Source organism: Streptomyces sp. NPDC060366 (assembly GCF_042725135.1).
In the GTDB taxonomy this organism is placed as follows: Bacteria; Actinomycetota; Actinomycetes; order Streptomycetales; family Streptomycetaceae; genus Streptomyces.
The window spans coordinates 115762-121818 of sequence record NZ_JBHXDC010000021.1 but is presented as its reverse complement, the minus strand read 5'-3'; the positions used below and the strand labels follow the sequence as shown (position 1 = coordinate 121818).

The window sequence follows — 6057 nt, the reverse complement described above, 5'->3', positions numbered from 1 at the left end:
ACGCCACCCCCGCAACTACCTGGCCTTTCTCGGACTCGCCGCCGCCCTCTGCTGCTACAAACGACTACTCAAACTCACCACATAGGACACGGTCTAAAGGGCGTCTGCCGCCCCCGCATCCCCGCCTTCACCGAAGTACGCCCTGAGAGCGGGCGCGAGCCCGCCTCCCCCAGCCGCCCAGCCGACATATCCGTCGGGCCGCACCAGCACCGCCTCGTACGGCACAGACGCCACCGGCTCCGCACGTACCACCCGCAACAACCCCGCCCACCCCCGCGCCCGCGCCTCGTAAACACCAGCCCCCACACCCGCGCCCGCGCCGAACAGCAGCAGCAGCGGTCGCCCCCGGGCCAGCAGACCGATCACGTCCGTACGCCCCTCCCCCGTCATCAGTGGGACGTTGGGCAGGAAACTCCCCTCCAACGGAGAGGAATCCGCACCGCGCGGGGGCAACACCGTGTCCTGGCCACTGACCATCGACGCCAGCACACCACCCTCCGGCGCCCCGGCCAGCAGCTCCCCGAACAGAGCACGCAGCGGGTCGAGTTCGGCGGCCGGCCTCATCAACTCCAACTGCGCCCGCGTGTGGTCTATGACCCTTTGCGCAGCAGGCCGCCGCTCCCGGTCATACGTGTCGAGCAGCCCCTCACCGGCCCGCCCACGCGCCGTCAGCGCCAGTTTCCACCCGAGATTCAGAGCATCCAGCACACCCGTGCTCAGCCCCTGACCACCGATCGGGAAATGCACATGCGCCGCGTCCCCCGCCAACAACACCCGCCCCTTGCGATAACACCCCGCCAACCGCGAGAAGTCACTGAACCTGCTCAACCACCTCGGCGACCCCATCCCCACCTTCCGCCCTACGATCCACGACACCTCCTCACGGAACTCCGCCAAAGACAACGGCACTCCACGCACACCCGACGCGCCCTCACAATTCAACGTCCGCAGCCGTACCCCACCGCCCGCGACATCCTTCACCACCACCCACCCGCGCGGCGTGCGATGCCACCCCGCCACCAAATCGCCCGCCACCTCCAACCGCACATCACCCGCCATCGCCGACACCGTCGCCGGATACGACCGTGAATCGAAACCCGCCAACTCACGCACTACACCACGCGCACCGTCGGCCCCCACCACATACTCCGCCACCCACTCCACCGCTCGCCCACCAGGCCCCACCGCCGAAACACGCACACCCCCTGCCACCTCACCCACCCCACTCACCCGATGCCCGCGCAACACCACCACCCCGGCTGCGCGCGCCCGCTCCTCCAGCGACCTCTCCAACACCTCCTGCTCACACTTCAACACCGCCACCGGCTCACCCACCGGCACCGAAATCTTCAGGCCCGGCATCCCCGCGAAGTGAAACCCGCCGTTCCCACCCCCGGCACCGGCACCAACACCCGCCAACCCACCCAGATAGCCCCGCCGCACCATTGACTGCACCGACCGCGCATGCAACGTCGTCGCCCTCGGCCGACCCGACACACTCCCCCGCGCCTCCACCACCAACACCCTGACCCCGAACGCCGCCAACTCACACGCGGCAAGCAACCCCACCGGGCCCCCGCCCACCACCACAACCCCCACACGCAAAGCCCCCCACCCCATCCCACGGCCAAAGCCACACCCACCCCAGCACCAAAAACATACCGCACATGCCGTACCTGCCACCGCGACAGCCCAACACGAGCCGGCCAGGGTGGCCGGCCCCTGAGTGCGGTGTGGCTTCGGTGGTGGTTGTCAGGTGTGGAGGAAGGCTGTCAGGGCTGCGGTGCGTTCGGTGCTGGATGCGTGGGACCGCAGGTCACAAGCCACTTGGGAACCAGGTCCCAGCCGCCGGGGGCCGTCCTCGATCAGTCGGTCGGGTCGGACATGATCTCCCGGACCTCTTGCGCGCAGCGGCACGCGGCAGCGATCTTGGCAGCCCACTTCAGCGCGTCCTCACGTGAGGGCACATCGATGACCGAGAACCCGCCGAGCACCGCTTTGGTCTCCGGGTACGGGCCGTCGGCGACGGTCCCGTCGGTGGCCACGACGCTCGCCCGCTGGCTTTCCAGTCCACCACCGAAGACCCACACACCGGCGTCCCGAGCCTCACGCACCACCTCGAGCGAGGCCTCGGCCACCTCGGGCAACTCCTCCTCGGGGAAGGACATCGCGCCGTCATCGAACGAGATCAGGTACCGCGCCATAAGTGGCCCCCTTGGTCGTCGGCCTCCTTCGGCCGCCTCTCACCCTACGACGAACACCTCCCGTCAGAACCGAGGCTTCCCCGGAGAACCGAGACTCCCCTGCTTCCAAAACAGGACCTAGTCCGACCGGCCACCGAACAGCAGGGTGAGTTGAGCATCGAGCGCCGCCACCGCGTCGTCCTCCGCGTACTGAAGCGACAACAACTGCAAGCCCAGACCGTCGACCAGCGCGAGCAGGCCGGCGGCCGCGCGTTCCGGATCCACACCGTCCGCCGGGCCGGCGGCCCGGAGCTGGTCGGCGATGAACGTCCGTGTCTCCGCCGCGAGTTGACGCAGCCCCGTCGCGATCGACGGCTTCACCGCGGCGTACGCCAGAAACGCGAGCACGACATGATTCTCCAGCCGGCGCGTCTCGTCCAGCGGCAGCACCTGGAGCAGCAGGCCGCGCACGACCTCAAGCGGCGCCCCCGGCACGAGTTCGGCCTGCGACCGTTCGCGGATCCGGTCCATGACCATGCCGAGAGCGAACGTCATCATCTCGTCCTTGGTGCGGAAGTAGTGCTGCACCATCCCGGTCGAGACGCCGGCCTCCGCGGCCACGTGCCGCAGGCTCACCTTTTCCAGGCCGCCCGAGGCGGCCAGTCTCATCAGCGCGTCGGCGAGCAACTCGCGGCGCTCACGGTGGTCGACCTTGCGGGGCACGTGCCCACTTTACATTGCGCCTGTAATGCCTCCAGGATACATTGCGACTGTATTGAAAAGGAGGTCCGTGATGGACGTGCTCGAACTGTCGGCGATCGACCCGGAGCAGCGGGAACTGGTGGGCGGGAAGGCCGCCGGGCTCGCCGCGTTGATCCGGCTGGGCGAGCGGGTGCCGGACGGGTTCTGCGTCACGACCGAGGCGCACAGTCGCGGCGAGGTGTCGCGGGCCGAGGTCGTCGCCGCGTACGAGCGGCTCGGCGCCGGGCCGGTCGCGGTCCGTTCGAGCGCGACCGCCGAGGACCTGCCGGACGCGAGCTTCGCGGGCCAGCAGGACACCTTCCTCGCGGTCGAGGGCGCCGACGACGTACTCACTGCGATCCGTGCGTGCTGGGACTCGCTGCACACCGGGCGTGCGAGCGCCTACCGCGAGGCCGCCGGCATCGCGCACGACACCGTACGGATGGCGGTCGTCGTTCAGCGCATGGTCGAACCCGAGGTCGCCGGCGTGCTGTTCACCGCCAACCCGCTCACCGGCTCGCGCAGCAAGTCCGTCGTGGACGCCGCCCCCGGCCTGGGCACTGCCGTTGTCGACGGCGCTTCCGCCGTCGATCACTACGTGCTGGACGGTACGGCGCCCGACGAGCGAGGCTGCCTCGGCCCGGCCCGTTTGAAGGAGCTCCGCGAGATCGGTGAACGGCTCCAGAGCCGGCTCGGCGCACCGCAGGACGTCGAGTGGGCGTACGACCACGACGGCACGTTGTGGCTGCTCCAGTCGCGGCCGATCACCACGCTGTTCCCGGCGCCGCCCGCGAGCGAGCGGCCGGGGCCGCGCCTGTACGTCGAGTTCGGTCATGTCCAGGGCATGCTCCAGCCGGTGACGCCGGTGGGCATGTCGACGCTGAAGGAGATGCTGGCCGGCATGCTCGCGTCCTTCGGCATGGCGGTGGACATCGTCGACATCGGCGGGCGGCTGTACGGCGACCTGACGGACGCGATGCGCGACCCCGTGACGAGGCGGCGGTTGGTGAAGCTCATGGCGGTCGACTTCGGGCCGCGGGCTCAGGCCGTGGTCGAACACCTCCTGAACGACTCGCGGTTCGCCCCGGCACGCGGCACCCGCCGGCGCAACACGGCCGCGCTGGCGACGGCGCCGAAGGCCGTGGCCGGAATCCTCGGCGCGCTCGCCCGGCCCGCGGCCGCGCGGGCACGCGTCTTCGGCACGATCGAACGCCTCCGGCAACAACCAGTCATGGACCCGTTGACAGCCGCGGAGCTGCTGGAGCAGGTCGAGGAGACGGAGCGGCCCGACGCCGGGCCCGATGCCATCACATGGCCGGTGGTCACCGGGATCCTCGTGGCGGCGGCGCTGCCGGCGCTCCTCAAGGACATCGCGAGCGACGACGAGATCAGAACCGTACTCGGAGGCATGCCGCACAACGTCACGATCGAGATGGACCTGGCCCTTTGGCAGGTGGCCCGGAACGCGGCGCCGCACCGCGACCTGCTGCTGGGGACCGCGCCGGACGAACTGGCCTCGGCCCACCTCGCCGGCGAACTGCCCGACATCGGCCTCGGCGACTTTCTCGACACCTACGGCCACCGCTGCGCCGCCGAGGTCGATGTCGGCGTCCCGCGCTGGTCGGAGGAGCCCGCCCCGGTCTTCGCGGCACTCGCCAACTATCTGCGGGTCACCGACCCGGACCAGGGCCCGGACCGGCGCTTCGAACGCGCCGCTGCCCGGGCGGAGGTGATGCTCGCCGAGCTGGTACGGCGGGCACGCCGCGAGCGTCCCGTCCGCGGCCGGCTCGCGGGCTTCTTCCTGCGCCGCGCCCGCGAGCTGGCCGGGCTGCGCGAGGCGGGGAAGTTCGCCGGACTGTACGCGTTGCGCGACCGCCGCCGACGCCTCCTGCTCATCGGCGCCGAACTGCGGGCGAAGGGACTGCTCCAACGCGCCGACGACGTCAGGTTCCTCACGCTGCCCGAGCTGCGCGCCGTGGTGGACGGCGGCGACGATCCACGTCGGACGGTCGCTGAACGCCAGTACCACTACACGAGGGAGCTGAGGCGCCGTACCGTTCCCGTCGCCCTGCTCTCCGACGGAACCGATGTGGAGACCCTTCTCCCGGCCCGGACGTCGGACGGCCGCACGCTCACCGGCACGGGCGCCGCCAGCGGGCGGGCCACGGGCCCCGCCCGGGTGGTCCGCGACCCGGCGGACGCGTACGTCGAGCCGGGCGAGATCCTCGTCGCGCCGACGAGCGATCCGGGCTGGACGCCGCTGTTCCTCACGGCGGGCGGGCTCGTCACCGAGACCGGCGCGGTGATGGCCCACGGGCCGACAGTCGCGCGGGAGTACGGCATCCCGGCCGTGATCTGTGTACCGGGTGCCACCGAACGCATCCGGACGGGCCAGATGATCACCGTCGACGGCGCGGCGGGAACGGTCACGCTCGACGACCCAGACCCAGACGCCGAGCCCGACGCCGTCAGCGCGTCAAGTGGCTTCGCAGGAGAGTGAGTACCTCACGGTCGGCAGATCGGCCGGCGGCACTACGGACAGCGCCCTGATCTACGTGATCATGAACAGCCTTGAGCCGTTTCCCGTCCCGTCATCTCTCAGCGACCGCCTACCCGGCTTGGTGCCAACTCGGCGATGACCTCGTCACCGTCAACTGCCCCCGTCGGCACGAAACCCAGCGATTCGTAGAGCCGTCGGGCGACGACGTTGTCGGGATGGTAGGCCAGCCGGATCGTCCAGCAGCCCTCCTGGGCCGCCAGCCAGCCCGTCATGGTCCGCAGGAGCGCGCGGCCGAGGCCCTTGCCCTGCTCGGCGCCGTCGATCAGCATTCCCCCGATCCAGTGCGAGCCGTCCTCGTCCCGGCCCCACATGACGTGACCGACGACCGCGTCGTCGGCACAGACCGCCAGCGAGTTCCAGCTGTCCTCGCGCATCGACAGCAACAGATAACGCGCTGCCATGGCGGCGACATGACTTCGCTGGTCATCGAGGGGCACGACGTCGGCGACAGCCCGCCAGTTCTCGTCGTCCACCTCCCGCAAGGTGACGCGCCGTCCGGTCCCGTCGAAAAACCCGTGATCAATCACCGAATGAGGCTACCGCTCGCAGTGCAGCGAGCCGGTGTACAGCGAA

5 protein-coding genes are annotated in these 6057 nt (G+C 70.2%); 1 reads left to right on the top strand and 4 read right to left on the bottom strand.

The window, feature by feature from the left end; all coding sequences use genetic code 11:
• Positions 1-93: 93 nt before the first annotated feature.
• The 3 genes from ACFWHU_RS33385 to ACFWHU_RS33375 all read right to left on the bottom strand — a co-directional run bounded on the left by ACFWHU_RS33385 (position 94) and on the right by ACFWHU_RS33375 (position 2906).
• On the bottom strand, positions 94-1620 hold the full coding sequence (locus ACFWHU_RS33385) for an FAD-dependent monooxygenase (RefSeq protein WP_387229583.1): 1527 nt from the start codon (positions 1618-1620) through the stop codon (positions 94-96).
• 245 nt (positions 1621-1865) lie between these two features.
• Entirely contained in the window at positions 1866-2204 is a 339-nt protein-coding gene (locus ACFWHU_RS33380; protein WP_387229581.1) for a YciI family protein, read from the bottom strand.
• A 117-nt stretch (positions 2205-2321) separates the two neighbouring features.
• Positions 2322-2906, bottom strand: a complete 585-nt coding sequence (locus ACFWHU_RS33375; protein WP_387229579.1) for a TetR/AcrR family transcriptional regulator — start codon at positions 2904-2906, stop codon at positions 2322-2324.
• A gap of 70 nt (positions 2907-2976) precedes the next feature.
• Between ACFWHU_RS33375 and ACFWHU_RS33370 the strand changes: the two genes are divergently transcribed.
• Positions 2977-5424 (top strand): PEP/pyruvate-binding domain-containing protein, encoded by a 2448-nt coding sequence (locus ACFWHU_RS33370; protein ID WP_387229577.1) that lies wholly within the window; start codon positions 2977-2979, stop codon positions 5422-5424.
• Between the two features lie 98 nt (positions 5425-5522).
• Here ACFWHU_RS33370 and ACFWHU_RS33365 read toward each other — a convergent pair whose 3' ends face one another.
• Positions 5523-6011, bottom strand: coding sequence for a GNAT family N-acetyltransferase (locus ACFWHU_RS33365; RefSeq protein WP_387229575.1), 489 nt, complete (start codon positions 6009-6011; stop codon positions 5523-5525).
• Between the last annotated feature and the right edge of the window lie 46 nt (positions 6012-6057).

Excerpts from the sequence above, each read along its gene's own strand:
- ACFWHU_RS33370 (WP_387229577.1), top strand. The coding sequence starts at position 2,977 with ATGGACGTGCTCGAACTGTCGGCGATCGACCCGGAGCAGCGGGAACTG.
- ACFWHU_RS33385 (WP_387229583.1), bottom strand. The coding sequence starts at position 1,620 with ATGGGGTGGGGGGCTTTGCGTGTGGGGGTTGTGGTGGTGGGCGGGGGC.
- ACFWHU_RS33380 (WP_387229581.1), bottom strand. The coding sequence starts at position 2,204 with ATGGCGCGGTACCTGATCTCGTTCGATGACGGCGCGATGTCCTTCCCC.